Genomic DNA, 25,715 nt, shown 5'->3' on the forward strand with positions numbered 1-25,715 from the left:
CCGTGGCCCTGCTCCGCTGCCCGGACACCGGCGTCGGCCTGGGCGCGGCGCTGGGCGGCGTCGAAGGCGACGGCGATCCGGGCCTGCAACCCGGCAACCGCTGATTTGAGGTCCTCAAGCCCACGCAGCTGATCGATCAGCCCGGCACTGTCAGATGCCAACCGCAGGCCACGCACCGCGGCAATCAGCTCCTGAACACCGCCGGCCGGCACCGCGGCGCTGGGAAGTTCCCCGCCGCGGGGCGCAGCCGCCAGCGTCAGCTGCGATTCCTCAATGCCGTCCATAGCCAAAGCTTCCCAGAACCCTCCGACATTTTAGGGGGATGGACTCTTGCTGAACGGTCCGATGGGCCGGGCGCACCTGGGCCAGGCCGTTTGGTCGTCCAAAGGCCGGCACCGCTGGCGCCCGCCCCCGTTACACCCCCCGCGTATTAGCCTCGATTCACGATTCATGAGCCCGCCGCAAGCGGTCAACGAAACTTCTTCGCCGCGACCCGACTAGACCGGGGAACTGAACCGAACGCTGCGGCCGCCGGGAGACCGGCGGCCGCAGCAGCATTGTCCGTGGCTAAACCATTGTCAGCACCATCGCGGGATCCGACATGATCGATCCGACGTCGGCCAGGAAACGGGAGCCCTGTTCGCCATCCACCAGCCTGTGGTCGAACGACAGGCTCAGCGTCATCACCTGCCGCAATGCAACACCGCCGTTGAATTCCCAGGGTGCCTTCCGGACAGCACCCATCGCCAGGATGGCAGCCTCCCCGGGATTAAGGATTGGTGTTCCGGCATCGATCCCGAAGACACCAATGTTTGTAATGGAAATGGTTCCGCCAGAGAGGTCCGAGGGGGTGCTCTTTCCGGCACGGGCAGCCTCAGTAAGGGTGGACAGCGCTTCCGACAGCTCCAGCAGCGGCATGGCGTCGGCATCCTTGATGTTGGGCACGGTGAGCCCTCGAGGAGTAGCGGCAGCAATGCCCAGGTTCACATAGTTGAACTGCACTATCTCCTGGTTTTCCTCATCCCACCGGGAATTGAGCGTCGGATTGCGGCGAAGCGCCACCAGCAGCGCCTTGGCGACCAGCGTCAACGGAGTGAGTTTATGACCCGCGAACAGCCTGCTGGCCTTGAGCCTGTCCAGGAGGTCCATGGCTGCCGTGACGTCGATCGTCAGGAACTCCGTGACATGCGGCGCTGTGAAGGCACTGGCCACCATGGCCGCGGCAGTATGCTTGCGCACCCCTTTGATGGGTACCCTTTGTTCCCGTTCCACCGTCCGTTCCCGCGCAGCCGCACCGTCGGGGACAAGAGGTTGGCCGACCCCGGTTTCGCCTTCGGTGGCCCCCCCGACGTCCTTGCCTACATAGCCCTGAACGTCCTCCCTGGTAATAAGCCCCTGCGGCCCCGTTCCCGGCACGGAGGCCAGATCGACGCCGAGATCGCGCGCCAGTTTCCTGACAGGCGGCGTAGAACGCGGGCGCGTGGAAGGCTGGGCGGGAAGTGTTGCCGTAGACGTCTCCATAAGCCTGCGAGCGCGGCGCACCGGACGCCCCGTCTCTTCAACGAAGGCTCCGTACCCCACCAGGTTCGGCTCGCGCCTTACGGCAGGCTTTGCTTCACCTGGAGAGCCCGACGTCGGCTCGGTGGCTTCCGTCCGGGCCGTTAGTGAGGCTGCAGTCAGTTCCGCAGCGGGCGGTGGTGCAGGCTCTGAGGCGGGCGGTGGTGCAGGCTCTGAGGCGGGCGGTAGTGGAGCCTCGGCCGCGGTGGCGGCCGGGGCGTCGTCGCTCACCTCAAAGGACACGATTGGTTTACCGACTTCGACGACGGCTCCCGGCTGTTCGTGCAGCGCGGCGACCTTTCCGGCGAAAGGCGACGGCAGCTCCACAACGGCCTTGGCCGTCTCCACTTCGGCGATCACCTGGTTCAGCTCCACCGTGTCGCCCACGGCAATCTTCCAGCTAAGGATCTCTGATTCCGTCAGGCCTTCGCCGAGGTCCGGAAGCCTGAATTCCTTGATCATGGTGACGCTCACCCTTCCAGCCCGCTCAACGAGTTGGGGCGGCCGAGGGTCCTGTCGACGCCGTCGAGGATCCTGTCCAGATCGGGCAGATGGTGCATCTCCAGTTTGGAGTAGGGGTAGGGAACATCGAATCCGGTGACACGGACCGGCGATGCTTCCAGGTAGTTGAAGCAGCGCTCCGTGATGCTCGCGGCGATCTCGGCGCCCAGTCCGCCGGACTGGGAAGCCTCATGCGTGATCACCAGGCGGCCGGTCTTGCGGACGGACGCTTCCAGGACGGGGAAATCGATCGGCGCCAGGGAGCGGAGATCAATGACCTCGATGGCAACACCCTCGTCTGCGGCAGCAATCGCCGCGTCCTTGGCCGTCTTCACCAGGGGGCCGTAGGCCACGAGAGTCACGTCCTTGCCTTCGGTGACCACCCGGGCCTTCTCCATCGACAGCGCCTGCGCCAGGTCCTTCGCCTCGTCCACGTCGCCCTTGTCGTGATAGCGGCGCTTGGGCTCAAAGAAAAGGACCGGATCATCGGACGCGATGGCCTGCTGGATCATGGTGTAGGCGTCCTGTGGGTTGGAGACGCTGACGACGCGCAGCCCGGAGGTGTGGGTGAAGTACGCTTCGGGCGATTCCGAATGGTGTTCGGGGGAACCGATGCCGCCGCCGAAGGGGACACGGATGGTGATGGGCATCTTGACCCGGCCCATGGTGCGGTAGTGAAGCTTGGCCATCTGGCTGACGATCTGGTCGAAAGCCGGATAGATGAAACCGTCGAACTGGATTTCGCAGACGGGCCGGTAGCCACGATAGGCAAGCCCGACGGCAGTTCCGATAATTCCCGATTCGGCCAGGGGCGTATCCACTACACGGTGCTTGCCGAAGTCCTTTTGAAGCCCGTCGGTTATGCGGAAGACCCCGCCCAGGGTTCCGATGTCCTCCCCCATCAGGATTACCTTGGGATCGTTTTCGAGGGATTTGCGAAGGCCTGCATTGAGTGCGCGGGCAAAAGTCAGCTGGCTCATCAGAGTGCACCTTCCTGGGAGGAGCCACCGAAGCTCGCCAGGTAACGCGAGTAGTGGTCTTTTTGGTGGTCGATCCATGAATGTGGCGTGCTATAGACGTGGTTGAAAACGTCCAGGGGTGCAGGATCCGGCATAGTAGCGCAGGCGTCGCGCAATTCGCGGGCCACCGAGTCCGCCTTGGCCTGCACACTTGCCTGGGCTTCCTCACCCAGCAGGCCCTTGACAGACAGTAGGGACTTCAGCCGGACGATTGGATCCTTCGCGGCCCAATCCTCCAGTTCATTCGCGTCACGGTATCTGGTGGGGTCATCCGCCGTCGTATGCGGTCCCATACGGTAGGTAACGGCCTCGATGAAGGTTGGCCCTCCACCTTTCCTTGCCCTGTCCAGGCCAATACGCGAGGCCGCCATCACGGCCAGGACATCATTGCCGTCCACGCGCATGCTCGGAATGCCAAAACCCGTGGCGCGGTCCGCCAGCTGCACGCGGGACTGCAGGCGGACGGGCTCGGAAATGGCCCAGTGGTTGTTCTGGCAGAAGAAGACCAGCGGTACCTGGTAGCTGGCCGCGAACACCATGGCCTCGTTGACGTCGCCTTCGCTGGTTGCCCCGTCGCCTAGATAGGAGAAGGCAACGATGTCGGCGCCATCGTTCTGGATACCCATGGCGTAGCCGGTGGCATGGAGCGTCTGCGAGCCGATGACGATCTGGGGAGTCGCCATATTAATGCGGTGCGGGTCCCAGCCGTAGAGGGCGTTGCCGCGCCAGGGACGAATGATCTCGCCAAGCTCCGCGCCGCGGCAGTAAGCCACTCCGCTCTCCCGGTAGCTGGGAAATATGAAATCGTCACTGCGGATGGCCCTTACGGAGCCGATCTGGGATGCTTCCTGGCCCAGGAGGGGCGGCCACAGGGCAAGCTCCCCTTGCCGTTGCAACGCCGTTGCCTCCGTGTCGATGCGTCGGATGACCACCATGTCCTCGTAGAGCGAGAGCAGTTGATAGTCACTAACGTCCTTGATCCAGACGTCAAATTCTGGATGGTTGATGCGTTCCCCCGCCGGGGAAATCAGCTGGACCAGGTTCCCTCCGGTCCGTAGGGGATTCGTTGTTCCGTTCCCTTGGCCGCCGGGGCTGTTTGCGCCGGGGCCCACCTCATCCGTCAACACGTTGATCGCACCTTCCAGCATCGGATTACCGGCCCGTTCAAGACTCGTGATCCCGCCGTTGGCCGGCACCCGGGCACCGTTGCCCCGGGTTAATTGTGACCATACTCACAACGCTCAACGGGTACAACTGCTGCCAAATATTCTGAGCATTATGCCCCGCTTGGGGGTCGAGAACCGTGCTAACGTTGCGCAGTATGCAAGCTTTGGATGGCACTGACGCAAGGCTCCTTTCGGCCATGGCCCGTGATCCGCGGGGCACAGTGGTTGCTCTGGCCCAAAAGCTCGGCTTATCTCGAAATACAGTGCAGGCCCGAATGGCCCTCCTTGAGAAAAAGCACGCCTTCCTCTCCTTCGAACGACGAATTAATCCTGCTGCCCTCGGTTATCCCCTGATGGCGTTCATCTCTGTGCACGTGCAGCAGCAAAAGCTCGGTCAACTGGCCGCCGAGCTCTCCGGAATTCCCGAAATCCTGGAAGGCCACGGACTGACCGGCTCGGCGGACCTGCTGCTCCGGGTGGTGGCCCTCGACGCCGAAGACCTCTTCCGGATTAACGGAAAGATCCTTGCGTGCGACGGCGTAGACCGGACCGATACGGCATTGGCCATGAGCGAGCTGATCCCCTTCCGTGTCCAGCCGCTGCTTGACCGCGGCTCCCAGGCCAGCTGAACCCCTCGGCGGCATCACCCATGTATGGCACCCCTCCCCCTCCGGCCAGGAAGCGGAAGTGGCTCGGGATTGTCCTGGGGATCCTGGGTGGAGTCGTCATACTGGCGATCGTGGGGGTTGCGATCCTGATGAATCTTGTGGGCAATGCGAGCAACAAGGCCCGGACCCTGGCAGACGATTTCACCAATCTCCTGATCCGCGGCGAGACACACCACGCGTACGACCAATACCTGGATGCCTCGCTCATGGAACAACTGAGCAGGGATCAATTCACCAGCGGGGTTGAAAGCCTCGAATTGGATGACACCTGCAGGCCCAGCTACAGCACCGTAGACGTCAGCTCCAGGAACGGAACCAACGCCGCCGACGTCGCCGGTAAGCTCGACTGCTCCGGAAAGAGCATTGAGCTGGCTTACCGGTTCGAGGGCACCGACGAACTGAAGATCGTCACGCTTCGCCTGCTCCCGCAGAACTAGGTTTCCGCAGAACTGAGCTCACGCAGAAGGGCTCCCGCGCCACTGGCGCGGGAGCCCTTCTCTCATCGACGAAGCCTGGTGAAGTTCGCTTTCCCTTTAGTGGTCGACGGCCTTTTCAGCGCCGATGCCGGTGAGGGACCGGACTTCCATCTCAGCCTGCTTGGCGGCGTCTTCACGGCGCTTGTCCAGCACCGTTCCCAGCCATCCGAGGAAGAAGGCCAGCGGAATGGACACGATGCCCGGGTTACTCAGCGGGAAGAAGGCAAAGTTCGCTCCCTGGATCATCGAGGTCTTTGCTCCGGAAACCACCGGCGAGAAGGCGATCAGCACAATGGCCGCCCCCAGTCCGCCGTACATGCTCCAGACCGCGCCCTGGGTGGTGAACCTGCGCCAGAACAGGGAGTAGACAATCGTGGGCAGGTTGGCCGAGGCCGCTACCGCGAAGGCGAGCGCCACCAGGAAGGCGACGTTCTGGCCGTTGGCGAAGATGCCGCCCAGGATCGCCAGGACGCCGATCACTACGACAGTCCGGCGGGCCACCTTCACTTCAGCATCCGGCTTGGTTTTGCCCTTGGAGATGACGTTCGCATAGATGTCATGGGCGAACGATGCCGCTGCGGTAATGGTCAGCCCGGCCACCACCGCGAGGATGGTTGCGAAGGCGACCGCCGAGATGAAGCCCAGGAGCAGCGGCCCGCCGAGGTGGAAGGCCAGAAGCGGTGCAGCGGAGTTGACGCCGCCCGGTGCCGATTTGATGGTTTCCGCACCCACCAGCGCCGCTGCGCCATAACCGAGGACCAGCGTGAACAGGTAGAAGAGTCCGATCAGCCAGATGGACCACACCACGGACTTGCGGGCTTCCTTCGCGGTCGGAACTGTGTAGAAGCGCATGAGCACATGGGGCAGCGCCGCGGTGCCGAGGACCAGGGCAAGTCCAAGTGACATGAAGTCCAGCTTGGAGGTATCGCTCTTGCCGTACTGCAGGCCGGGGTTCAGGACGTTGGGGTTGTTCGCCGCCTCGGCGGCAGAGCCGAGAAGGTTGGAGAGGTTGAAGCCATAGATGGAGAGGACCCAGAGCGTCATGACTCCAGCACCGACGATCAGCAGGATTGCCTTGATGATCTGGACCCACGTGGTTCCCTTCATGCCGCCGATCAGCACGTACATGATCATGAGGGCGCCGACGACGATGATCACCAGGGCTTGGCCGCCCCAGTCGCTGATGCCCAGCAGCAGCGAGATCAGGCTACCCGCTCCGGCCATCTGGGCCAGGAGGTAGAAGAAGCACACGGCCAGGGTGGACAGCGCAGCGGCGATTCGCACCGGCCGCTGGCGGAGCCGGAAGGACAGGACGTCGGCCATAGTGAACTTGCCTGTGTTGCGCAGCAGTTCCGCAACGAGGAGCAGGGCAACCAACCAGGCGACCAGGAAGCCGATGGAGTAAAGGAACCCGTCGTAGCCGTTGATGGCGATAGCTCCAGTGATGCCGAGGAACGACGCCGCAGAAAGGTAGTCTCCCGCGATGGCCGTACCGTTCTGCGAACCGGTGAATGACCGCCCTGCCGCATAGTAGTCAGCCGCCGTCTTGTTGTTCCGGCTTGCCCGGAACACGATCACCATCGTGACGAGGACGAACAGGGCGAAAATGCCCATGTTCAGGAGCGTGGTGTCTTTCAGAGCCGCGACGTTGACTGCTGGGACCATTCCGTTCATGGCAATACTGTTCACTTGGCGACCCCGCTTACGGCGCTGGTGTGCTTGTCGTGCTCGTGGCCCTCAATTTCGCCTCGGATTTCCAGCGCAATGGGATCGAGCCGCCGGTTGGAGTAGCTCACGTACCAGGCCGTGATTCCAAACGTCGAGACGAATTGCAGCAGTCCCAGGATCAGGCCAACGTTGATGTTCCCCCAGACCTTTATGGACATGAAGCCCACCGCGTAGTCGGCCAACAGTACATATGCGAAGTACCACAGCAGGAACGCTATGGCCATGGGAAAGACAAAGCTGCGGTGGCGTTTGCGCAGTTCCTTGAACCGCTCCGTCTGTTGGACTTCCTGGAAATCCACGTCCACTGCCGCTTCCGGGGTTTGGGCGTCGTTACCCATAATTCCTCCTGATTGTGACTGGTTCACATCAGCCGCACGCGCCTGCCAATGTGATTGCAATCACTATCAATCGCGCTCCGACCCACATTCCAGAGCTTTGCCGCCGGGCGTCGCCCAGCGGTTGCCAGAGTGCGACAAACGGCGGTTCGACAACCGCGATGCGACAAGGGCAGACGCTCCTGGCCACTGTCTTCGCTACGCTTGCGGTATGCCCGAGTCCCCGCTTTTTACCGCCGCCGCAATAGCGGTCATCATCATGGCCGTCATCGTCGTCGCGGCCGTGGGTTTGCGGGTGATGAAGTCCTACCGGGAGCTCGGCACGGATGCCGAGCGGGCCACCTACAACACCCTCCACGCGGCCTCACGGGCTGGACAGCACCTGCGCAATGGCCTGCAGCCAGCCGGAGCTGCCAAGGCAAGCAAGCAACTACGCACGCTCCTGGGCTGCGATGCCCTCGCCATCACCAACACCATGGAAATCCTGGCTTGGGATGGCGGCGCGGAAGAACTGAAGCCGCATCTCATGAACCTTGCCGCGGATGTGCTCTCCGACGGGCACACCGCTGTGATACCTGCATCCTCGTTGCCGCATCCGCACCTCGGAAACGACCACGATTCCCACGGCAGGAACCATTCCCAGGTGCACAGCGCGGTGATCGCCCCGATTCGCGCGGGATCGCGGGTGGTGGGGGTTGTGGCGGCCTTTGCGCCGTCGGCAGGGGCTGGACTGGTGCGGGCCACGGACGAGGTCGCCGGCTGGGTCGCCGCCCAGGTGGAGCTGGCTGAACTGGATGCCTCCCGGACCCTGTTGATGGAGGCGGAGGTGAGGTCGCTGCGGGCGCAGATCAGCCCCCATTTCATCTACAACTCGCTGAACGCCATCGCCTCCTTCATAAATACAGATCCCGCCCGTGCGCGGGAGCTTGTGGTGGAATTCGCCGATTTCACCCGCTATTCCTTCCGGCGCCATGGCGACTTCACCACCCTTGCGGAAGAGCTTCGCTGCATTGACCGCTACCTGTTGCTCGAAAGGGCGCGCTTCGGCGACCGCGTCCAGGTGAGCCTGCGAATCGCGCCCGAAGTCCTCAGTACCGTCATACCGTTCCTGAGCCTCCAGCCGCTTGTGGAGAATGCCGTTCGGCATGGCCTTGAAGCCAAGGAAGGCCCTGGTCACATCACCATCTGTGCCAATGATTCCGGCGCCTTTGCGGAAGTCACCATTGAAGACGACGGGGTCGGCATGGACCCGGAACACCTCCGCTCGGTCCTCGCCGGGCACTCCGACGGCGACCATGTGGGTCTGCGCAATGTCGACGCCCGCCTGCGCCAAGTCTACGGAGACGACCATGGCCTGGTCATCGAAACCGCGCCGAACGAGGGCACCCTCATCACGATGCGGGTGCCCAAGTCGCAGCCAGGGCACGACGCCTGAAGCGCTACGGGGCTGGGGCTAGTCTTTTAATCATGATCAACGTCCTCGTCGCCGACGACGAGCTGCCCGCTGTGGAGGAACTTGCCTTCCTCCTCGGCAGGGATGAGCGCATCGGTGCCATCTATCGCGCTTCATCGGGTGCAGAAGCCTTGCACGCCCTGGAGTCCCGGGAAGTCGATGCCGTGTTCCTCGACATCCACATGCCGGCCGTTTCGGGGCTCGACATCGCCCGGGCCATCGCACGCAGCAGCAGCCCACCGGCCGTTGTCTTCGTCACCGCGGACGAGGACTGTGCGCTTGAGGCGTTCGAACTTGCCGCCGTCGACTATTTGCTCAAGCCGGTGAGGGCGGAGCGTCTCGCCCGTTCGGTCGGGCGGATCAGCGAGCTGATGAAGGACGGTGACTCAAGTCCGGAAATGATCACCGTCGACCAGGGCGGCACCACCCGCATGATCCGGCGCGACGACGTTAGCTATGTCCAGGCCCAGGGCGATTACGCCCGGCTGCACACGGCCGAAGCGAGCTACCTGATCCGGGTACCGCTCAGTGACCTTGAACAGCAATGGGCGGAGGCCGGGTTCCTCCGGATCCACCGTTCCTACCTGATCGCCCTGAATCACGTCAGCCGCCTGAAACTCGCGGCCGCCGGCCCCAGTGTGACAGTGGCCGGAGCCGAACTGCCCATAAGCCGCCGCCACCTTCCCTCCGTCCGGGAAAAGCTTGAGGCCACAAGGATCCGGCCGCAGGCATGACGCGCGTCCGTGTCACCGGGCCGCGCTCCACAGCGGCATCAGCCTCCGGCAGGCTTGCCCGACCCCTTGAAATCGGGGAGGACTCCGACGTCGGACGGGTCTTTGTCCGTTCGCTCATCCGTTCCCAGCTGCGACTGGCAGTTGTGATTGCCTCGGGCTTCCTGCTCATCCTCGTGTCCTTTGCCCTGCTGCTGGCGCTTGTCCCCGGACTAGCCGACTCGAGGCTCTTCGGCATCCCGTTTGACTGGGTGCTCCTGGGTGTCGGGATCTATCCGGTCATCGGCCTGAGCGCGTGGCTCTACAACCGGGCCGCCGCCCGCAACGAGGCACGCTACCGGGACCTTGTGGAGGACAAGTGAGGCGGGCATGAATCCGGCGGTCGGCTTTGCCGCCTTCATCGCCGTCTCCCTCGCGACGGCGGCCATCGGCTTCTATGGGCTGCGCATCTCGCGAACCACAGGGGACTTCTACGTGGCCTCCCGCACCGTCAAGCCCTGGTGGAATGCCTCGGCAATCGGCGGCGAATACCTGTCAGCGGCGAGCTTCCTCGGAGTGGCCGGCCTGATCCTCCTCTCCGGAACTGACGCACTCTGGTTTCCCGTGGGCTACACAGCGGGGTACCTCATGCTGCTGCTGTTTGTCGCCGCTCCCCTGCGCCGCTCGGGCGCCTATACGATTCCGGACTTCACGGAGGCCCGGCTGGATTCGAAAGCGGTTCGTCGTGTCACCAGCTTTGTTGTGGTTGCCGTGGGCTGGCTCTACATCGTTCCCCAGCTCCATGGGGCGGCATTGACTATCCGCATCACCACGGGACTTCCCTCCTGGCTGGGTTCCGTCGCCGTCGTAGTGGTGGTGTGCCTGACCGTGGTGGCCGGCGGCATGCGTTCCATCACGTTCGTCCAGGCCTTCCAGTACTGGCTTAAGCTCACAGCCCTGGCCGTTCCCGTGGTGTTCGTGCTGCTGGCCCTCGCCGGAAATGGGGTTCCCGCGGTGTCCCAACCCGGGACCAATCCGACGTCCCTTCCCGCCGCCGGGGCCTACCAGAACATCTCGCTGATGGTCGCTCTGCTCTTCGGAACCCTGGGGCTCCCCCATGTCCTGGTCCGCTTCTACACCAACCCTGACGGGCGCTCCGCCCGCCGCACTACCTTGATCGTGCTGGGCCTGTTGTCCGTCTTCTACCTCTTTCCCACAGCGTCCGGTCTGGTGGGCCGCGTGTTCGCTCCCGAACTCGCCCGCAATGGCCAGGCCGATGCCCTGGTGCTGCTCCTGCCCGGCAGGCTGGTCGGCGGAACCGCGGGTGAACTCTTGTCTGCGCTCGTGGTTGCCGGGGCTTTCGCTGCTTTCCTATCGACGACGTCAGGCCTGGTCGTCTCCCTCGCGGGGGTTATCAGCCAGGACCTCCTGGGCAGCAGCGTGCGCGGCTTCCGGCTGGCTGCGCTCCTTGCCGCCGTCGTCCCCCTCGGCTTCGCCTTCCTGACCGACTCGTTTGCCCTGGCGGGAAGCGTCGGCCTGGTGTTTGCCTTCACTGCGTCGACGATCTGCCCGGTCCTGCTGCTGGGGATATGGTGGCGGGGCCTGACCGACGCCGGCGCCATCACCGGCATGGTCACCGGCGCCTTGTTATGCGGTGGTGCGATGGTGACGGGGACGGTGCTCGGTGCAGCCAGCGCGCCGGGATGGCTCGCGCAGCCGGCAGCGTGGACAGTGCCGACGGCCTTTGCCGTGATGGTGCTGGTATCGCTGGCCACGAAGAACCGGGTTTCCCCCTCCGCGGGCCGGATCATGTCACGCCTGCACATTCCGGAACGGCCTGTGGCTACTGAGCGCTCCCCCCGCTAGATGCAACGCGGGGTCAGATACGGCCCATCCTGGATGCCCTGATGGGCCGTATCCGACCCCGAGTTGCTTGTTTCAGTCGATGGCCGCCATCAGTTCGACCACCCGGTCCAGGAAGGCATCCACCTGGGTTTCCTCGTAGCCGTCCTGGCCCTTTGCCTGGCGGAAGACCGCTCGACGAACGCTGTCGACACTTAGCGGCTGGTCTTCTTCCAGGTAACCGATGAGTTCGTGGCAGAGGCCGTCGACGTCGTCAATGTTGTAAGCCCGCGCCTTCTTCCCTGCAGGGCGGCGGAACCGCTCGCCGTCGGGCCGGTGGAGGCGTCCGCGAAGGATGCTGGACAGCCTGCCGATCTGCCGGAGCCAGGCCTCCTCGCCTTGGGCTTCGATCAGCTCATCGCGCTCGCGCCGGGCAAAAGCATCTTCCAGCCGGTCCAACGCTGCGTCAACGTCCGAGGCGTCATAGCCACCCTTGACGGGGTCAAAGGACACAGCCCGGACATCGATGCTGCCGATCTTGTGCGGCTCCGTGGAGGGTGCCTCAAAGGAGACCCGGGCACGCTTGAGGAACTGGTCCACCTGCTTGGCGTTGTAGCCGTATTTGCCGCGCTCGACGCGCTGAAATGACGCGGGAATTTGGCGTCGGATGTCCACTTCCACTACCTATCCTTCAAATCCTTCAATGCTTGCGCTCCTGCTGCTCCGGAACATTCTATGGCTCCGCCCGTGTCCGCAGGCGTCCGCATCGCCGGAACGGAACGCCGGAACGGAAGAAGTCGGAACGGAAATCTCAGGCACCGGCCAGCAGCGCAAACAGGACGAAGGCCACCGGTGAGGCGAAAACGATGGAGTCGAGCCTGTCCATCACACCGCCATGTCCGGGAAGGACGCTGCTCATGTCCTTAACGCCGAGTTCGCGCTTGATCATGGATTCGGCGAGGTCCCCTGCCGTGGCTGCCGCCACCATGCCGACGGCCAGCACTACGCCCGCCCACCAGGGCTTATCAAGGAAGAGGATGCAGGCAAGGATGCCAATGAGCATGGCTCCGCCGACTGATCCGGCGAACCCTTCCCAGGACTTCTTGGGGCTGATCTTGGGCGCCATGGGATGCTTGCCGAAGATCGAACCCACAAGATAACCGAAGGTGTCGTTGGAAACTACCAGCAGCAGCATGGTGGCGATCTGCCATGCCCCTTCCGGCGCGACACCCCCGGGCCAGAGGCCTATCGGCGTTTGTCCTGCCGTAGCGTGCAAGGGAAGAATGGCAAAGCTGATCAGGAACGGCACCCAGGCCAACGTGAAGACACCCGCAAAAATACTGCGTGGCGCACCCGCGGCGCTTTCGATCGACCGCCACAGCATTACTGCAGCCGAGCTCAGCAGCATCGTAAACAGCAGGCTCTCGACGCCGCCGAAGTAGGCGGCCAACGGCAAGGCAATGGTGCCCGTCATCACGGGAATGATGGGCAGGGTAGTGCCTCGCGCTTCAAGCGCGCGGAAGATTTCCCAGACCCCCATGACGACAAAGCCCGTGGTCACCAGGACGAACCCAAGGGGCAGGAACATTAGCCCGCCAAGCACTGCGAACAGCATTGCAAGGCCGACGCCGATGGCCGCCGGAAGATTCCGGCCGGCCTTGGGCGTCGGGTTGCTTCCCCTGACCTTGTACCTGAACCGCGCCCGCTGCCGCGGCGAAGGTTGGCCGGGCGCCGCCTCTGCCTGGTCCATCAGACCTCGAGCAGCTCGGCTTCCTTGCGCTTGAGGAGCTCGTCGATGCTCTCGACATGCTGCTTGGTGAGGGCATCCAGTTCCTTCTCAGCCCGGGCGCCCTCATCTTCGCCGGCTTCCCCGTCCTTGACGAATTTGTCCAGGGCGTCCTTGGCCTTACGGCGGATGCTGCGGATGGAAACCTTGGCGTCCTCACCCTTGCCCTTGACGATCTTGACATACTCCTTGCGGCGTTCCTGGGTAAGTTCAGGAATGGTCACGCGGATGACGTTGCCGTCGTTGGACGGGTTGGCGCCGACCTCGGAGTCACTCAGTGCCTTCTCGATGTCGCGAAGGGCGGTCTTGTCATAGGGAGTGATCAGGATGGTGCGGGCATCCGGCACTGCGAAGGAGGCCAGCTGCTGCAGCGGCGTCGGCGTGCCGTAGTACTCCACGATCACCTTGCTGTAGAGCCCGGGGTTCGCCCGGCCCGTACGGATTGAGGCGAAGTCCTCCTTGGCTACCTCGACGGCCTTGTCCATCTTCTCCCCGGCTTCGAGCAAGGTCTCTTCGATCACGGTTTCTCCTCAGAATCAGTCGCCTCCGGCAGCCCGGGGCGTTGCACAGTAAAAATCCGCCGCTGGGGCGGAATAGGTCCTCAAATCATCCTAGCCGCTGCTAGGGGGTGACCAGCGTGCCCAGCCGTTCGCCGAGGATCGCGCGCGTGACGTTACCTTCGCCTTCCATGCCAAACACCACCATGGAGAGATCGTTGTCCTTGCACATAGTCATGGCGGTCTGGTCCATGACGCGGATGTCACGCCGCAGTGCCTCGTCATAGCTGAGCACTTCAAGCTTTTCGGCAGCCGGATCCTTCTTGGGGTCCGCAGTGTAGACGCCGTCCACTCCACTCTTGGCCATCAGCACAACATCTGCATGGACTTCCAGCGCCCGCTGGGCTGCCACCGTATCCGTTGAGAAGTACGGGAGTCCTGCGCCGGCGCCGAAGATGACTACGCGGTCTTTTTCCATGTGGCGGATGGCCCTGCGCGGGATGTAGGCCTCAGCCACCTGGCCCATGGTGATGGCGCTCTGGACGCGGGTTTCCACCCCTGCCTGTTCCAGGAAGTCCTGCAAGGCGAGGCAGTTCATGACCGTGCCGAGCATGCCCATGTAATCGGCGCGAGAGCGGTCCATGCCGCTCTGCGATAGTTCGGCACCACGGAAAAAGTTGCCGCCGCCGACCACGATTGCTATCTCGACCTGAGGCACGGCCGCAGCGATCTGCTTGGCGATCGCCCGGACGGTTTCCGGGTCCACGCCCAGCTTGCCCCCGCCGATAACCTCGCCGGACAGCTTTAGGAGGACACGACGCCTGCTCTTCTCGGGTTGGATTGAAGTATTGACGGTTTCCATGGTGCCTTCCCGTTTGTGGACTCTGAGCTAGATTATCGTGCCGAGGGCACGGCCGGACATTGCTTCCGGCAGGATGCGTGCGGATCGCCGCATGCAAAAGGGGTGGTCACCGTAGTGACCACCCCCTTTCACGCTTTACTAGTTTCCGACCCGGAAACGAGCTACTGCAGTTGCCTTGACACCGGCCTCTTCGAGAACCTGTGCCACGGTCTTCTTGGAATCCTTCGCGAAAGCCTGGTCGAGCAGGACCTCACCCTTGTAGAAGCCCGTCACGCGGCCTTCGACGATCTTGGGGAGGGCAGCCTCGGGCTTGCCTTCTGCCTTGGCGGTTTCCTCGGCGATACGGCGCTCGGACTCAACGAGTTCGGCAGGGACGTCCTCGCGGGTCAGGTAGTTCGGGGCCATTGCTGCAACATGGACTGCGACGTCGTGGGCAGCCGTAGTGGCAGCCTCGCCTTCACCGTCTACCGCGAACAGGACGCCGACCTGGGCCGGGAGGTCCTTGGAGGTCTTGTGCAGGTAAGCGTCAACGGTGGTGCCCTCGATGCGCGCGATGCGGCGGACAACAACCTTCTCGCCGAGCACCGCGCCCTCTTCGATGACGACGTCGGACAGCGGCTTGCCGTCGACCTCGGTGGCAAGAAGTGTCTCGAGGTCGGCAGCGCCGGACTCAACAGCCACGGCGAGGACCTTGTCAGCCAGCTGGATGAACTTGTCAGCCTTGGCGACGAAGTCGGTCTCGCAGTTGACCTCGATCATTACGCCGACGCCGTCCTGGACCTTGGCGGTAACCAGGCCCTCAGCGGTGGAACGGCCTTCGCGCTTGGTCGCGCCCTTCAGGCCCTTGATACGGATGATCTCGATAGCCTTCTCGGCGTCGCCGTTGGCCTCGTCAAGAGCCTTCTTAACGTCCATCATGCCGGCGCCGGTGCGCTCGCGCAGGGCCTTGATGTCAGCAGCAGTGTAGTTCGCCATGTGAACCCCTCTGTCTAGGAATATTTGTGTTTACGTGCTGACAGGACGGCAACCCACTCATGTGGGCGGCCATCCTGTCAGTTGCTCCCTATGCCATGGAACAGCATCGGGGAAGGTCCAGATTTACTTGGCAGCTTCGGCTTCGCCGGCAGCGGCGTCGGCTTCAGTGGCCTCGGCAGCAGGGGCTTCGGCAGCAGGGGCTTCCGGAGCTTCTGCGGCCTTGTTGCCTTCGAGGAGTTCGCGCTCCCACTCAGCAAGCGGCTCTTCAGTGGTCTCGGTACCGGTTGCGCGCTGGTTGCGGGCGATGAGGCCCTCGGCGACGGCGTCGGCAACAACACGGGTGAGCAGGTTGACGGAGCGAATAGCGTCATCGTTGCCCGGGATCGGGAAGTCGACCTCGTCGGGATCGCAGTTGGTGTCCAGGATGGCGACAACCGGGATGTTCAGCTTCTTGGCCTCGTCAACGGCGAGGTGCTCCTTCTTGGTGTCGACAACCCACAGCACGGAAGGTGCCTTGGTGAGGTTGCGGATACCGCCGAGGTTGGCCTCGAGCTTGGTGAGTTCACGCTTGAGGAGCAGGAGTTCCTTCTTGGTGTAACCGGAGCCGGCGACGTCCTCGAAGTTGATCTCTTCGAGTTCCTTCATGCGCTGGATGCGCTTGGCAACGGTGGAGAAGTTGGTCAGCATACCGCCGAGCCAACGCTGGTTCACGTAAGGCTGGCCCACGCGGGTTGCCTGCTCGGCAATGGCTTCCTGTGCCTGCTTCTTCGTGCCGACGAACAGGACGGTGCCGCCGTGGGCGACAGTGGCCTTGACGAACTCGTAGGCGCGGTCGATGTAGGACAGCGACTGCTGGAGGTCGATGATGTAGATGCCGTTGCGCTCCGTGAAGATGAAGCGCTTCATCTTCGGGTTCCAACGACGGGTCTGGTGTCCAAAGTGGACGCCGCTGTCAAGCAGCTGGCGCATAGTTACGACGGGCATGCCGACGCTCCTTCCGGCAGGTCATTCATGAGAGAGCCTTGACGGCTGCTCTTACCCTGCCAATAGTTGACGGTTGTTTAGCGTGGCCCAAGACGGGCCATACTCCTGGCATCCCTTGCGCTTCTCCTCCGGCAGGAGATCCGGCCGGACCGAAAGAGGCACAATCCTCCGCAGCCTGAAGCCAGGTGGCTTTGACGGTTGGAGGTCTGGATACGCGTAGTCAGCTTGGGGCCCCCGCAAATCTGAATGAGATGTTGCTTCTAAACCAGCCTGAGGGCACAGCAAACTGCTCCACCAAGTGTACTACAAGCGGCCCAGCCCCCAGACCGCTGGCCAGTCCCTGGCAGCAGCCGGTTTTCCACATACACACTCCCACGGATTCCCGGGATAAGGGGCGCCCGAGAGGGTTAAGCCATGAGGATTTTCCATGTCATTGCCGCCGCTGCGCTGGTCATAACTCCGGCCCTTGCCCCGACGCTCCCGACCCTCCCCGCGCGCGCAGCCGCTCCCGCCCCGGCGTTCGGTTCCATCCCTGCGGCCAATTTTGCGGCCGATCCACCCTCTGCAGAAGCAGGCTGGACGTGGCCGCTCTCACCCCGGCCGCGGGTCGCCAGATTCTTCGATCCGCCGGCCAAGCCCTGGCTGAGCGGCCATCGTGGCGTAGACCTTGCCGCCGATTCAAGCAATGCCCGCGTACTGTCTCCGGAAGCGGGCACCGTCAGCTTCGTCGGCATGGTGGTGGATCGTCCGGTGATCACCGTGGACCACGGGAATGGGTTGAGGAGCAGCTTCGAACCCGTACGCAGCCATCTTGCCTTGGGCTCCCCGGTCAGGAAGGGGGAAATCCTCGGCCTCCTGGAAGCTGGTCATTGCGATACCAGGCCCTGCCTGCATTGGGGCGTGCGCCGGGGCGAGGAGTACCTGAATCCGCTCGCATTCGTGACAGACCTGAGGCCTTCGATCCTCCTGCCACTTGGGTAGCCGGAAGGGACCGAAGGCCTCTGTCGATTTGGTCGTGCCTGTGTGTGGATTTGGTCCTGCCTGTCTAGGTTTGATCCTGTCAGGCCGGGTTTCCTGTCAGGCCGGGTTTCCTGCCAGGCTGGGTTTCCTGCCAGGCTGGGTTTCCTGTCAGACGATGGCGGAAATGCCCGTGATAGCCCGCCCCGTCACAAGCGCATTGACTTCATACGTTCCCTCGTACGAGTAGACGGCCTCGGCATCGGCGAAGATCTTGGCCATTTCATAGTCCGTGACTATGCCGTTGCCACCCAGGATGCTGCGGCCGAGTGAGACGCTTTCACGCATCCGGGCAGTGGTGAATGCCTTGGCGAGGGCCGACTGTTCGTCCTTGGCCGCGCCGGCATCCTCCAACTGGGACAGGCGGACCATCATCCCCATCGAGCTGACGGCATTGCCGAGGATCTGCACGAGCTGCTCCTGGACAAGCTGGAAGGAGGCCAACGGGCGGCCGAACTGTGTACGCTCCACTGCGTAGCGCCGGGCAACATCGAAGGCGGCAAGCTGCTGGCCCACCGCCTGCCAGGCGACGCCTAGGCGGGTGACCTTCAGGACCTTGTTTGTATCACGGAAGCTGTTGGCTCCGGCCAGCTTGAAGAAGTCCGGCACTACAACATTGTCCAAGGTGATGTCGGCGTTCTGGACGGTGCGAAGCGAGATCTTGTTTTCGATCTTCGTAGCCGAGTAGCCCGGAAGAGAGGTGTCCACGAGGAAGCCCTTGACCTGGTTGTCCGCCACGTCCCTGGCGTAGATCACCAGCCAGTCGGAGAAGGTGGCGTTGCCGATCCAGCGCTTCGCTCCATTGATGGTCCAGTTACCGCCCTCCTTTCGGGCGGTTGTGCGGGTTCCGCCTGCTACGTCGGAGCCGCCCAAGGGTTCGGTGAGGCCGAACGCCCCGATTTTCCTCAAGGAGTAGATCTCCGGAAGCCAGGCCTCCTTCTGCTCCTCGGATGCCAAGGCCTCGATCGATCCAGTGAACAGTCCGTCATGAACGCCCATGAATGTGGAGATCGAGGTATCCGCCCGGGTCACTTCTGCATGGACGAGCCCGGCGAACACATTGGAGTATCCCTGGCGCCGGACCGGGCTCACCAGGTCGATCTCGGCCAGCTTGGGGATCAGCTCCATAGGGAATTCGCCGCGGTTCCAGCAATCGACGGCTATAGGCCGGACTTCACGCTCCAGGAAGGAACGGATTTCGGCGAGGCGGTCACGCTCCTTGGCAGTGAGAAGCTGCTCGAAGCCGTAGAAGTCGCCGTCTGCATAGGGAAGGTTGTCGAGGTCGATCCCAGCCTTGGACATAGTGCTCCTTTGCGTAAGTTACTGACGGGTAACTTACCGCAGATTTTGACGGTGCGCAACGTTGGCGGATCCTCCCCTGGAACCAGCCAGGCAGCTAGCGAGGGCACAAAAAAGAGCCGTGGCAGGCTGCAACGCCTGCCACGGCTCCAAGGGGTAGGGCTACTCGGACTTGAACCGAGGACCTATGATTTGGCGTTTTTCATCAGTTGCCGGTGGATGCCAAAAATGCCTACATTCCGCGGCAGAATGGCCCAAATCGCGCCGCGCGTGCTCATCATTTTTCATTACGCGCCGTTGTTTCCGGTGGGTAAACGGTGGGCGAATTCGCCATCCGAGGGCCGTATCGAAGGACTTCCAGCTACCTTTTGCGTCACCTAATTTCTGCTGTTGAGCCTTCGTATGGCCACCGTCATGCCGCCAGCCTCTTCAGGTTCCATGAACAGCTATACAGCTGGCGCTACCGCCGGCGATCAAGCTCGGAGACAACGGAGACACTGATGACAACAGGCCAGAAGCCAGCAGCACGGCGGAAGCTGCCGACGAACAATGGCTGACCCCGAAGGACATCTGCGCGCAATTGCAGATTCCTGAACAGACGTTCTACCAATGGCGGGCGAAGCACGTCGGCCCCCGTGCTTACCGAATCGGCCGACATCTACGGATCAGCCGGAGCGAGTTCAATTCATGGTTATCCTCACGCCTGGAAACCTAGAGGACACCGCTCTCCAGATGCGGGAATTGAAACCGTCAGTGAGCCACAGGGGTGCGCCGACGGGGCCCGAAATCCCCGGGCAATTCAAGATCCTGCAACCGAAGTGCTGCCTGAAAACCGGTCCGCACGGCCAAAGCGTTGGCAGTAACACGGACTTCGGCCGTTGAAGGTCGATCCGGCGCCCACGAACCCGCACCTACACGCCTTGGCAAGAGGACCACCATCAGAAACGGCACCCTCGCGGTCCACACCTCCGATGGTAGCGCCGGGTGAACGCAGCCTCGCTAGGGGGACATCGCATCCCGGCCTCATATATTCGCCGTCCCCGGCGCACTGTCAAGGGCGCACTCGCGTCACTGCGTGATGGGCCTGCGGCCCGCCCTTGACGGTGCACCAAGGACGGACGCGACGGCCTTTAACGGGATGCGGGCAAGACCGGGATGGCTCTGACAGATTCGCTAGGATTCCCATCGACTGGCTGGAGCTTCTAAGGAGTCTGAGTGCTGTTATGAGCATCACTGGCGCGCACGCATCTGCTTTCTTCGAGGAAATTTTCCGCGAGGGGCAGGTTTGGACAATACGTGATGCTGGGGCATTCCGGCCCCGTTTGGGAGCGGAGGTGTTCGTAGCCTGCCAGTTCTGGTCTTTGGGCTCGCGCGCGCAGAACATCATCTCTTCGGTTGACGCATACGCCGGATTTGAGAAAGTCGTGATCCCTCTACCGAGGGGCGATCCAAGTGGTTGCCGGGCTTTGAGCGTGATGCGCTGAGGGTGGGCCTGAACTGGTCAGGAGATCGCGCAACGGGTTACGAAGTCGGATCAAATGCCGCCCTGGCCTCTGCGTTTATTCAACTGAATAAAAGGGTTTTACCGCGTGTTCTAGGGATTTCTTGGTTGATTCTTGTATGATTCTGCGGCCACGGTTTCGGTACTTGCGGAGAAGTTGTCATTTTCAGGAGTCGTCTGCACGGAATGTCAGAAGTCGTCTGCACTGAGTATCCGAAGTCGAGTGCACAACTTCAGCTGGGTTGTGGCCCGGCTTCGGGATAGTCCCGCTACTTGGCGGCGCCGGTCACTACGGGGAAAGCTAGGGACGGCGAAGGCGGTCAGGGCCACGAACGCGGACACCGCCAAGGCCATCAGCCCGAAAGGGTGCGGTGCGCCGATCACGCTGGTCCCACCGGCCGTGGTAGCTACTGCTCGAGGCGGATGTCGATCTCGCGCTCGACGAAAGTCCATTCCTCGGTCGCTCGGAGCATGGCGACCAGTTCGTCGAACCCCGCTTCCTCTGCAGGGGCGAACTCGAACCACGTCAGGAAATCGAACGGCTCACCGAGGTCCCGGCTGTGGTGGAGCCGGCGTGCCACGGCTGGCAGGTACTTCAAGCCGATGGCGATGTGGCGGGAGTGTTCCTCGACGATCGCCCGCCGCTCGTCTTGTGAAAGTGCCCACCACGCCTGCGATTTCTTGATCGGGATGAGGGCAGCGCGGGTCGCCTCGCGCCGCCCGAGGCGCGGCGAACGGGACACCAGTTCGTCGTGCTCCCGCTTCGTGACGTACCTCTCGTGACTGACCACGCCGCGCAGCGCCCAGGTAGCTGCTTCAGGAGCGGCCCGCTCGCCCTCGAGGACTGCGACACGCTCGACCGTCGGAAGAGGCGCCCCCTGCACTGCGGAGATACCACTCACGCGCCAGGCGCCCTCGTGGCCTCCTGCGAACACAACCGGGAGAATTGGCATGCCTCATAGTAGGGGCAAGCGGCCGCCGACACCCAAACAGCTGCGGCGAACGGTGGTGCACGCCCTCTTAGAAACGCTTATTTTCCGCGAATGATCAAGCAACCCGGAAGCGTGTCCGATTCACCCCTGGTCCACTCCGCTAACGTTCAGCCTCGCGTCGTCCACAGGCGGCGGTGTGTGTTCTTACAAACGAAGGATTTCAAGAACAGGTTGATTCGAGAATGGCGGTGATTGCGGCGAGCGGCCGCACAGGGGCGTCATTCTGCCGGAATCCGCCGTTGTGACGAAAAGCCGCCCCCAAGGCCCGTGGTCCTCATAAATAGTTCTCGAAACTGTACAGTCGAGCGAGGAGCCCGAATCGAGTTTTGAGAAGAGAAACCCATATGGCCGCACACCGTATCGGCTACGCCAGAGTGTCCACGCGCGACCAGAACCTTGACCTCCAGCGCGATGCGCTGCGGGCTGCAGGATGCGATCGAATCTTTGAAGACACAATGAGCGGCACCAAAGCCCGGCGCCCCGGTCTCGCCAAGGCACTGGAAGCACTCCGTGAGGGAGACACTCTCATTGTCTGGAAGCTGGACCGTCTTGGCCGCAGCTTGAAGGACCTCCTGGATTTCGCCGGAGGCCTAAACGAGCGCGGCATAGGCTTTGTCAGCCCCACCGACTCGATAGACACCACCACCGCCTCCGGACGCTTCTTCTTTAACGTGATGGCATCCCTGGCGCAGATGGAACGCGAACTCATGGTCGAGCGCACCCAAGCCGGCCTCCGGGCAGCCCGCGAACAGGGCAGAGTAGGGGGACGCAAACGCGTCGTGACCGAGGCCAAGATCCGCTCAGCCCGGAAGCTCCTCAGCCAGGGAACACCGCCGAAGGAGGTTGCCACCAGCCTCGGGATCTCGGTGCCCACCCTGTACCGCTGGGTCCCAGCAAAGGACACCTCAGCAGCTGCAGTCCCGTAGTCGCTTTTTGTGCAGACGACTATTGAACAAATGCATGACGGTGCATGGGACTTCTGACAACCCGAGGTCAACAGTCCTCTGCACTCGCCCCGTACTTCCGCGGGATCCAGTGCAGTCGACTTCTGAAACTGACAAATGGCTGGTGGGTCTTGGGTGAACGCGTGAAGCACCCCGGACGGAAATCCCCCTGCGCAGTAGAAGCAATCCCACGCCCTGGTTCCTGTGCCTGCCGTTCCCTGCCCCGAGCCTGCAACTGGCGTCGTCCCTGCTAAAAGAAACCTGGCCATAACGGACATGCCGCCACACTTCACTGGTTGGCCATTGGCTTAGCAATATGCCCTAGCGTTCAGTCGATGAGATCCCCGCCAGGCTTCGAAGCACCGGGGCCGTTTACCTTGCTTTCACTAGACTCCCCGTCATAGCTTCGACCTGATTCATGGTTGCGCCTACGGATTTCAACGCTTGGCGGTCAGCTAATTCGTCGTTGCCTGCTGTACCAGCCCATAGGAACTTGCGGCCGGGCTGGCTTCGTAGATAGATGGCGATTCGGTACACTCCGGGACGCATATTCTTATGGGGCCTGCGCACAGGACGCCAACCAAGCTCATGCCGTTCTATATCCCGATAGACGTCACCCATAGCTGCCATTATCCGACTTGTCTCGCCGCGGTCAGAATCGGGAAGCAGTTCCTTGTGTTGCGGTAGTGGAGAGGCCGTTTCCGGCGATGTCCGTCAGACCCGATACTGGCGTGAAGCTGGCTGCCGCGGTCTGCATAGTCCCCGATGATGGGCTGCCTGTGGCCAATGCGCCGAGGGTAACGGTGAGCGTCTTGGCCGTTGGGTTCCACTGGAGGACCGATGCGTTGGGACCGGTTCCCTTGTAGGTGAGCGTTCCGGATGAGTAGTAATTGTTGCCGAGGGCCACGTTGCCGATCCTCAGGACCGGGCAGCCCGTGCTGGTAACAGTCAGGACGTTGGTGGAGCTGATGGCCACCGTGACCTGGTTGTCGCCGTTCTGCGTCTGGGTTGTCGCGTTGTCCGTCCAGGCGCTGCAGATGGTGTTGGCACTCAAGGCTTCAGAGAACGTCAGCGTGACGAAGTCCGCGGGCTCGATCTTGCCGGCCTTATTGCTTCCGGGCCCGTTGTTCAGCGTGACTCCGCTAACCGTGGGCACCGAGACGTCCTTGGTTGAGGTTGCTGTGCCGGCGGGTCCTGTATTGCCGAAGCCGTCAGTGGCCCTGGCCGAGTACGTGATGGTTCCGGCTGCGAAGGCCGACAGGTTCAGGGGCGAAGCCGTCCAGTTGCCGCTTCCGTTTGCCGTGACAGTCTGCGTCAGGGTGTGTGCGGCTCCGGTGTCGGTCACGGTCAGTGCCACGGAAGATCCTGCTTCGGCTGTGCCGCTGACAGGAACGCTGGTCACATTATTGGAGTTCACATAAGCCGGTGCTGTGACCACGGGGGCCACGGGTGGAGTCGTATCCACGGCGGTGGCTGCGCTTCGACTGCCCTCGGTGCCCTGCCATAGGGACAGCGACGGAGTGACGGAGTAGTACCAGGTGCCGGTGGGAACGTTGGTGTCCGTGCAGGTGACCCCGCTGACGGTACCGGCGCAGCTTCCGGCGGCCTGGACCTTGGTTCCACCCACGGCGGCGGTTGAGCGGGCAATGCTGTACCCGGTCACCGGACGGCCCGCGGACGTCGTAGTTGCGGCCCAGCTGACGGTGACGCTGCCCCCCGAGACGGCTGTGGTGGGCGTGGCGCCGCCGGCCACGGTGTCCGCCTTGGCAGCTGCGTAGTTGCCGCTGCTCATGGTGCTCCAGAAAGCACTGGCCGCCGGGCCGGCCCAGGAGACCAGAGCCACGCCGACGACGACCACCAGCGCGCGGTTCCACGCACTGAAGGACGCGGCGTCGAAGGACGCACGGCTAAAGGACCAACGACTAAAGGACGCGGCCCGGAGAACCTCACGGCGTGGCGTGGTCTTGCGATGCCGGCTCATTTCCGCACCTCCAGCGTCACGGGAACCTGGAACTGGGCACCCTGGCAAACGGACGGCGATGTCGGGGACATACTGGCCGCATTAGGAAGGGACAGCAGCACTGACGAATTTGCCTGAATTGTCACGGCAGGCGTCAGTGGGGCCGCGGGTGGCCTGAACGTCACTCCGCTGGGCGAACAGGCCGGGTGGGAGGCGTCCGCGGTGACTGTACCGTTGGCACCGATGGAGTAGACGGTGACCGCGTACGGGTTGGGATTGGTGGCGCGGAGGACGACCTCGGCGCTGCCGCCCGGGACCAGCGTGGTCTGCGGCGCGTCCCCTGCAATGAAAGCGTCCACCGTGACGGTCTGCATGGAGGTGTTGGCGGCGGATCCGCTGCCTGCACCGGTGCTCGACCAGTAGGCGTAAGCGGTGCCGACTCCGCCCAGGATACAAAGGGCGGCAGTGGCTGCGGCCGTGCGTGCCAGCAGCCCTGCGACGGGGGTACGCGTGCCGCGGATGCGGGCTCGTTTGCTCATGTCAGTTCCCCTGCCCTGTCCCGGAGTAAGTAAGTTGAAGGGTGGCTCCCTTGCAGCCGTCCTGGAGGAGCGGCGTGTCCAGCATCCTGATCTGGGGCCACTTGGCCTGCGCGATGCCCAAGGCTGAGAGCGAGGTATTGCCTGCAGGTACGGTGAGGGGGTACGTCCCCGAGAACTGGCTGATGCTGTAGTCCGAAGCCGTACATGGGAGGTTCGCCGCCACGGCAGCCGGTGTGCGGACCACCTGGGTCAACGCGACGGTGAGGTTGCTGACGGTGATGGTCTTGCCGCTCGGGTTGGAGATCTGAAGGTCCAGCGGCCTGGCAATGCCCGGTGCCAGCAGTCCGTAGACCGATCCGGAGATCGCGAACTGCCGCTTCACCTCCTGAACCTGCAGTTGGCCCGGCGCCGCGTTGGACTTCGTTGTCCCGCTGGCGCCTGTCACCGTGAAGTCTGTCTTGTTTGCCGGTGTCGTGGTTGCCGTTGAGACGGTAAGCGTCGTCAGTGCGGTACCCCCCGAGGTCAGTACAACCCACGACGGCGACCACGCACCTGCAGCTCCGGCCGGCAAGCCCGCAACGGCGAACGTGACGGTGCCGGCGAAGCCACCTGTGGAGGTGGCGGCCACGGTGTACGTGACGGACTGCCCCTGGTCCACGCTGCGGCTGGACGGGGACAGCGTAACGGTGATCCCCGCCGCGGCTTTGGCGGCGTTGCCTTGCTGGCTGGCGGCGGCGAGCCCAGCTACGGAGGCAAGGACAACCACCAACGACAGCAACAGCACGCGAGCGGAGACGCCCGCTCGGCGGAACGGCGTCATGGTTTCTGGTTGGTCGTTCATCTGGAGCCTCCTTTCAGGCCGGACAGGGGGAAACGCCGGAAGCCGGGGGCCCGCAGTGTGCGG

The 25,715-nt window shown here is 63.0% G+C and carries 25 protein-coding genes and 1 pseudogene; 9 read left to right on the top strand and 17 right to left on the bottom strand.

Annotated elements, in window-relative coordinates:
* The 4 genes and pseudogenes from J7E82_RS20575 to pdhA form a co-directional block, all read right to left on the bottom strand.
* A pseudogene (locus tag J7E82_RS20575) lies at window positions 1-284 on the bottom strand (HNH endonuclease); the annotation flags it as partial.
* Between the two features lie 283 nt (window positions 285-567).
* Entirely contained in the window at window positions 568-2,019 is a 1,452-nt protein-coding gene (locus J7E82_RS06070; protein ID WP_214861538.1) for a dihydrolipoamide acetyltransferase family protein, read from the bottom strand.
* 8 nt (window positions 2,020-2,027) lie between these two features.
* Entirely contained in the window at window positions 2,028-3,038 is a 1,011-nt protein-coding gene (locus J7E82_RS06075) for an alpha-ketoacid dehydrogenase subunit beta (RefSeq protein ID WP_214861540.1), read from the bottom strand.
* Window positions 3,038-4,204, bottom strand: a complete 1,167-nt coding sequence (gene pdhA, locus J7E82_RS06080; protein ID WP_214861783.1) for a pyruvate dehydrogenase (acetyl-transferring) E1 component subunit alpha — start codon at window positions 4,202-4,204, stop codon at window positions 3,038-3,040. The genes J7E82_RS06075 and pdhA overlap by 1 nt, the downstream gene beginning before the upstream one ends.
* Window positions 4,205-4,398: 194 nt before the next feature.
* Between pdhA and J7E82_RS06085 the strand changes: the two genes are divergently transcribed.
* Both J7E82_RS06085 and J7E82_RS06090 read left to right on the top strand, forming a co-directional pair.
* Window positions 4,399-4,872 carry an Lrp/AsnC family transcriptional regulator gene (locus J7E82_RS06085; RefSeq protein ID WP_214861542.1) on the top strand — a complete coding sequence of 158 codons (474 nt, stop codon included), beginning with the start codon at window positions 4,399-4,401 and terminating at the stop codon, window positions 4,870-4,872.
* Between the two features lie 20 nt (window positions 4,873-4,892).
* Window positions 4,893-5,348, top strand: coding sequence for a hypothetical protein (locus tag J7E82_RS06090; protein WP_214861549.1), 456 nt, complete (start codon window positions 4,893-4,895; stop codon window positions 5,346-5,348).
* A 96-nt stretch (window positions 5,349-5,444) separates the two neighbouring features.
* Here the strand turns inward: J7E82_RS06090 and J7E82_RS06095 are convergent, their stop codons facing one another.
* Both J7E82_RS06095 and J7E82_RS06100 read right to left on the bottom strand, forming a co-directional pair.
* A complete protein-coding gene (locus tag J7E82_RS06095) occupies window positions 5,445-7,061 on the bottom strand; it encodes a cation acetate symporter (RefSeq protein ID WP_214861551.1) in 1,617 nt (538 codons plus the stop codon).
* 11 nt (window positions 7,062-7,072) lie between these two features.
* Entirely contained in the window at window positions 7,073-7,453 is a 381-nt protein-coding gene (locus tag J7E82_RS06100; RefSeq protein ID WP_214861553.1) for a DUF485 domain-containing protein, read from the bottom strand.
* A 208-nt stretch (window positions 7,454-7,661) separates the two neighbouring features.
* Between J7E82_RS06100 and J7E82_RS06105 the strand changes: the two genes are divergently transcribed.
* Genes J7E82_RS06105 through J7E82_RS06120 form a run of 4 tightly spaced genes read left to right on the top strand, consistent with a single transcriptional unit; the run spans window position 7,662 to window position 11,479 of the window.
* A complete protein-coding gene (locus J7E82_RS06105) occupies window positions 7,662-8,885 on the top strand; it encodes a histidine kinase (RefSeq protein ID WP_214861554.1) in 1,224 nt (407 codons plus the stop codon).
* A gap of 32 nt (window positions 8,886-8,917) precedes the next feature.
* Complete coding sequence (locus tag J7E82_RS06110; RefSeq protein WP_214861556.1) at window positions 8,918-9,637, top strand: LytTR family DNA-binding domain-containing protein; 720 nt, start codon at window positions 8,918-8,920, stop codon at window positions 9,635-9,637.
* On the top strand, window positions 9,634-9,996 hold the full coding sequence (locus J7E82_RS06115) for a hypothetical protein (RefSeq protein WP_214861564.1): 363 nt from the start codon (window positions 9,634-9,636) through the stop codon (window positions 9,994-9,996). Before J7E82_RS06110 ends, J7E82_RS06115 begins: the two co-directional genes overlap by 4 nt.
* A gap of 7 nt (window positions 9,997-10,003) precedes the next feature.
* Window positions 10,004-11,479, top strand: a complete 1,476-nt coding sequence (locus J7E82_RS06120) for a cation acetate symporter (protein WP_214861565.1) — start codon at window positions 10,004-10,006, stop codon at window positions 11,477-11,479.
* Between the two features lie 72 nt (window positions 11,480-11,551).
* Here the strand turns inward: J7E82_RS06120 and J7E82_RS06125 are convergent, their stop codons facing one another.
* From J7E82_RS06125 to rpsB, 6 genes are all read right to left on the bottom strand, one after another.
* The gene (locus J7E82_RS06125; RefSeq protein WP_214861567.1) at window positions 11,552-12,136 is read right to left on the bottom strand and encodes a DivIVA domain-containing protein; all 585 of its coding nucleotides are present in this window, start codon (window positions 12,134-12,136) and stop codon (window positions 11,552-11,554) included.
* A gap of 130 nt (window positions 12,137-12,266) precedes the next feature.
* Window positions 12,267-13,205, bottom strand: coding sequence for a phosphatidate cytidylyltransferase (locus J7E82_RS06130; protein ID WP_214861569.1), 939 nt, complete (start codon window positions 13,203-13,205; stop codon window positions 12,267-12,269).
* A complete protein-coding gene (gene frr, locus J7E82_RS06135) occupies window positions 13,205-13,762 on the bottom strand; it encodes a ribosome recycling factor (protein ID WP_214861571.1) in 558 nt (185 codons plus the stop codon). Before frr ends, J7E82_RS06130 begins: the two co-directional genes overlap by 1 nt.
* A gap of 100 nt (window positions 13,763-13,862) precedes the next feature.
* Complete coding sequence (gene pyrH / locus J7E82_RS06140) at window positions 13,863-14,600, bottom strand: UMP kinase (RefSeq protein ID WP_214861580.1); 738 nt, start codon at window positions 14,598-14,600, stop codon at window positions 13,863-13,865.
* 138 nt (window positions 14,601-14,738) lie between these two features.
* Window positions 14,739-15,575, bottom strand: a complete 837-nt coding sequence (gene tsf / locus J7E82_RS06145; protein ID WP_214861582.1) for a translation elongation factor Ts — start codon at window positions 15,573-15,575, stop codon at window positions 14,739-14,741.
* A 123-nt stretch (window positions 15,576-15,698) separates the two neighbouring features.
* Entirely contained in the window at window positions 15,699-16,559 is an 861-nt protein-coding gene (rpsB, locus tag J7E82_RS06150) for a 30S ribosomal protein S2 (protein ID WP_214861584.1), read from the bottom strand.
* A gap of 414 nt (window positions 16,560-16,973) precedes the next feature.
* Here rpsB and J7E82_RS06155 point away from each other — a divergent pair, with 414 nt between their 5' ends.
* The gene (locus J7E82_RS06155) at window positions 16,974-17,540 is read left to right on the top strand and encodes a M23 family metallopeptidase (protein WP_214861586.1); all 567 of its coding nucleotides are present in this window, start codon (window positions 16,974-16,976) and stop codon (window positions 17,538-17,540) included.
* 147 nt (window positions 17,541-17,687) lie between these two features.
* On the opposite strand, the gene J7E82_RS06160 is transcribed toward J7E82_RS06155, so the two are convergent.
* Complete coding sequence (locus tag J7E82_RS06160) at window positions 17,688-18,878, bottom strand: acyl-CoA dehydrogenase family protein (RefSeq protein WP_214861588.1); 1,191 nt, start codon at window positions 18,876-18,878, stop codon at window positions 17,688-17,690.
* A 550-nt stretch (window positions 18,879-19,428) separates the two neighbouring features.
* Here J7E82_RS06160 and J7E82_RS21295 point away from each other — a divergent pair.
* Window positions 19,429-19,590 carry a helix-turn-helix domain-containing protein gene (locus tag J7E82_RS21295; protein ID WP_374223596.1) on the top strand — a complete coding sequence of 54 codons (162 nt, stop codon included), beginning with the start codon at window positions 19,429-19,431 and terminating at the stop codon, window positions 19,588-19,590.
* Window positions 19,591-20,783: 1,193 nt separating this feature from the next.
* Here J7E82_RS21295 and J7E82_RS06170 read toward each other — a convergent pair.
* Window positions 20,784-21,329, bottom strand: a complete 546-nt coding sequence (locus J7E82_RS06170) for a chlorite dismutase family protein (protein WP_214861593.1) — start codon at window positions 21,327-21,329, stop codon at window positions 20,784-20,786.
* A 383-nt stretch (window positions 21,330-21,712) separates the two neighbouring features.
* On the opposite strand from J7E82_RS06170, the gene J7E82_RS06175 reads away from it, so the two are divergent.
* Window positions 21,713-22,294: a recombinase family protein gene (locus J7E82_RS06175; protein ID WP_214861595.1), complete on the top strand. Its 582-nt coding sequence runs from the start codon at window positions 21,713-21,715 to the stop codon at window positions 22,292-22,294.
* A 670-nt stretch (window positions 22,295-22,964) separates the two neighbouring features.
* On the opposite strand, the gene J7E82_RS06180 is transcribed toward J7E82_RS06175, so the two are convergent.
* Genes J7E82_RS06180 through J7E82_RS06190 form a run of 3 tightly spaced genes read right to left on the bottom strand, consistent with a single transcriptional unit; the run spans window position 22,965 to window position 25,652 of the window.
* Complete coding sequence (locus tag J7E82_RS06180; RefSeq protein ID WP_251041529.1) at window positions 22,965-24,293, bottom strand: hypothetical protein; 1,329 nt, start codon at window positions 24,291-24,293, stop codon at window positions 22,965-22,967.
* Window positions 24,290-24,811 carry a hypothetical protein gene (locus J7E82_RS06185; RefSeq protein WP_214861597.1) on the bottom strand — a complete coding sequence of 174 codons (522 nt, stop codon included), beginning with the start codon at window positions 24,809-24,811 and terminating at the stop codon, window positions 24,290-24,292. Before J7E82_RS06185 ends, J7E82_RS06180 begins: the two co-directional genes overlap by 4 nt.
* A gap of 1 nt (window position 24,812) precedes the next feature.
* Complete coding sequence (locus J7E82_RS06190; RefSeq protein ID WP_214861599.1) at window positions 24,813-25,652, bottom strand: hypothetical protein; 840 nt, start codon at window positions 25,650-25,652, stop codon at window positions 24,813-24,815.
* Window positions 25,653-25,715 lie beyond the last annotated feature (63 nt).

This window comes from Arthrobacter sp. ISL-30 (assembly GCF_018613855.1).
Classification (GTDB): Bacteria; Actinomycetota; Actinomycetes; order Actinomycetales; family Micrococcaceae; genus Arthrobacter.

Coding starts and splice junctions, on each gene's coding strand:
- J7E82_RS06070 (WP_214861538.1), bottom strand. CDS start 2,019: ATGATCAAGGAATTCAGGCTTCCGGACCTCGGCGAAGGCCTGACGGAA.
- J7E82_RS06075 (WP_214861540.1), bottom strand. CDS start 3,038: ATGAGCCAGCTGACTTTTGCCCGCGCACTCAATGCAGGCCTTCGCAAA.
- J7E82_RS06085 (WP_214861542.1), top strand. CDS start 4,399: ATGCAAGCTTTGGATGGCACTGACGCAAGGCTCCTTTCGGCCATGGCC.
- J7E82_RS06090 (WP_214861549.1), top strand. CDS start 4,893: ATGTATGGCACCCCTCCCCCTCCGGCCAGGAAGCGGAAGTGGCTCGGG.
- J7E82_RS06095 (WP_214861551.1), bottom strand. CDS start 7,061: ATGAACGGAATGGTCCCAGCAGTCAACGTCGCGGCTCTGAAAGACACC.
- J7E82_RS06100 (WP_214861553.1), bottom strand. CDS start 7,453: ATGGGTAACGACGCCCAAACCCCGGAAGCGGCAGTGGACGTGGATTTC.
- J7E82_RS06105 (WP_214861554.1), top strand. CDS start 7,662: ATGCCCGAGTCCCCGCTTTTTACCGCCGCCGCAATAGCGGTCATCATC.
- J7E82_RS06110 (WP_214861556.1), top strand. CDS start 8,918: ATGATCAACGTCCTCGTCGCCGACGACGAGCTGCCCGCTGTGGAGGAA.
- J7E82_RS06115 (WP_214861564.1), top strand. CDS start 9,634: ATGACGCGCGTCCGTGTCACCGGGCCGCGCTCCACAGCGGCATCAGCC.
- J7E82_RS06120 (WP_214861565.1), top strand. CDS start 10,004: ATGAATCCGGCGGTCGGCTTTGCCGCCTTCATCGCCGTCTCCCTCGCG.
- J7E82_RS06130 (WP_214861569.1), bottom strand. CDS start 13,205: ATGGACCAGGCAGAGGCGGCGCCCGGCCAACCTTCGCCGCGGCAGCGG.
- pyrH (WP_214861580.1), bottom strand. CDS start 14,600: ATGGAAACCGTCAATACTTCAATCCAACCCGAGAAGAGCAGGCGTCGT.
- tsf (WP_214861582.1), bottom strand. CDS start 15,575: ATGGCGAACTACACTGCTGCTGACATCAAGGCCCTGCGCGAGCGCACC.
- rpsB (WP_214861584.1), bottom strand. CDS start 16,559: ATGCCCGTCGTAACTATGCGCCAGCTGCTTGACAGCGGCGTCCACTTT.
- J7E82_RS06155 (WP_214861586.1), top strand. CDS start 16,974: ATGAGGATTTTCCATGTCATTGCCGCCGCTGCGCTGGTCATAACTCCG.
- J7E82_RS06160 (WP_214861588.1), bottom strand. CDS start 18,878: ATGTCCAAGGCTGGGATCGACCTCGACAACCTTCCCTATGCAGACGGC.
- J7E82_RS06170 (WP_214861593.1), bottom strand. CDS start 21,329: ATGCCAATTCTCCCGGTTGTGTTCGCAGGAGGCCACGAGGGCGCCTGG.
- J7E82_RS06175 (WP_214861595.1), top strand. CDS start 21,713: ATGGCCGCACACCGTATCGGCTACGCCAGAGTGTCCACGCGCGACCAG.
- J7E82_RS06180 (WP_251041529.1), bottom strand. CDS start 24,293: ATGAGCCGGCATCGCAAGACCACGCCACGCCGTGAGGTTCTCCGGGCC.
- J7E82_RS06185 (WP_214861597.1), bottom strand. CDS start 24,811: ATGAGCAAACGAGCCCGCATCCGCGGCACGCGTACCCCCGTCGCAGGG.
- J7E82_RS06190 (WP_214861599.1), bottom strand. CDS start 25,652: ATGAACGACCAACCAGAAACCATGACGCCGTTCCGCCGAGCGGGCGTC.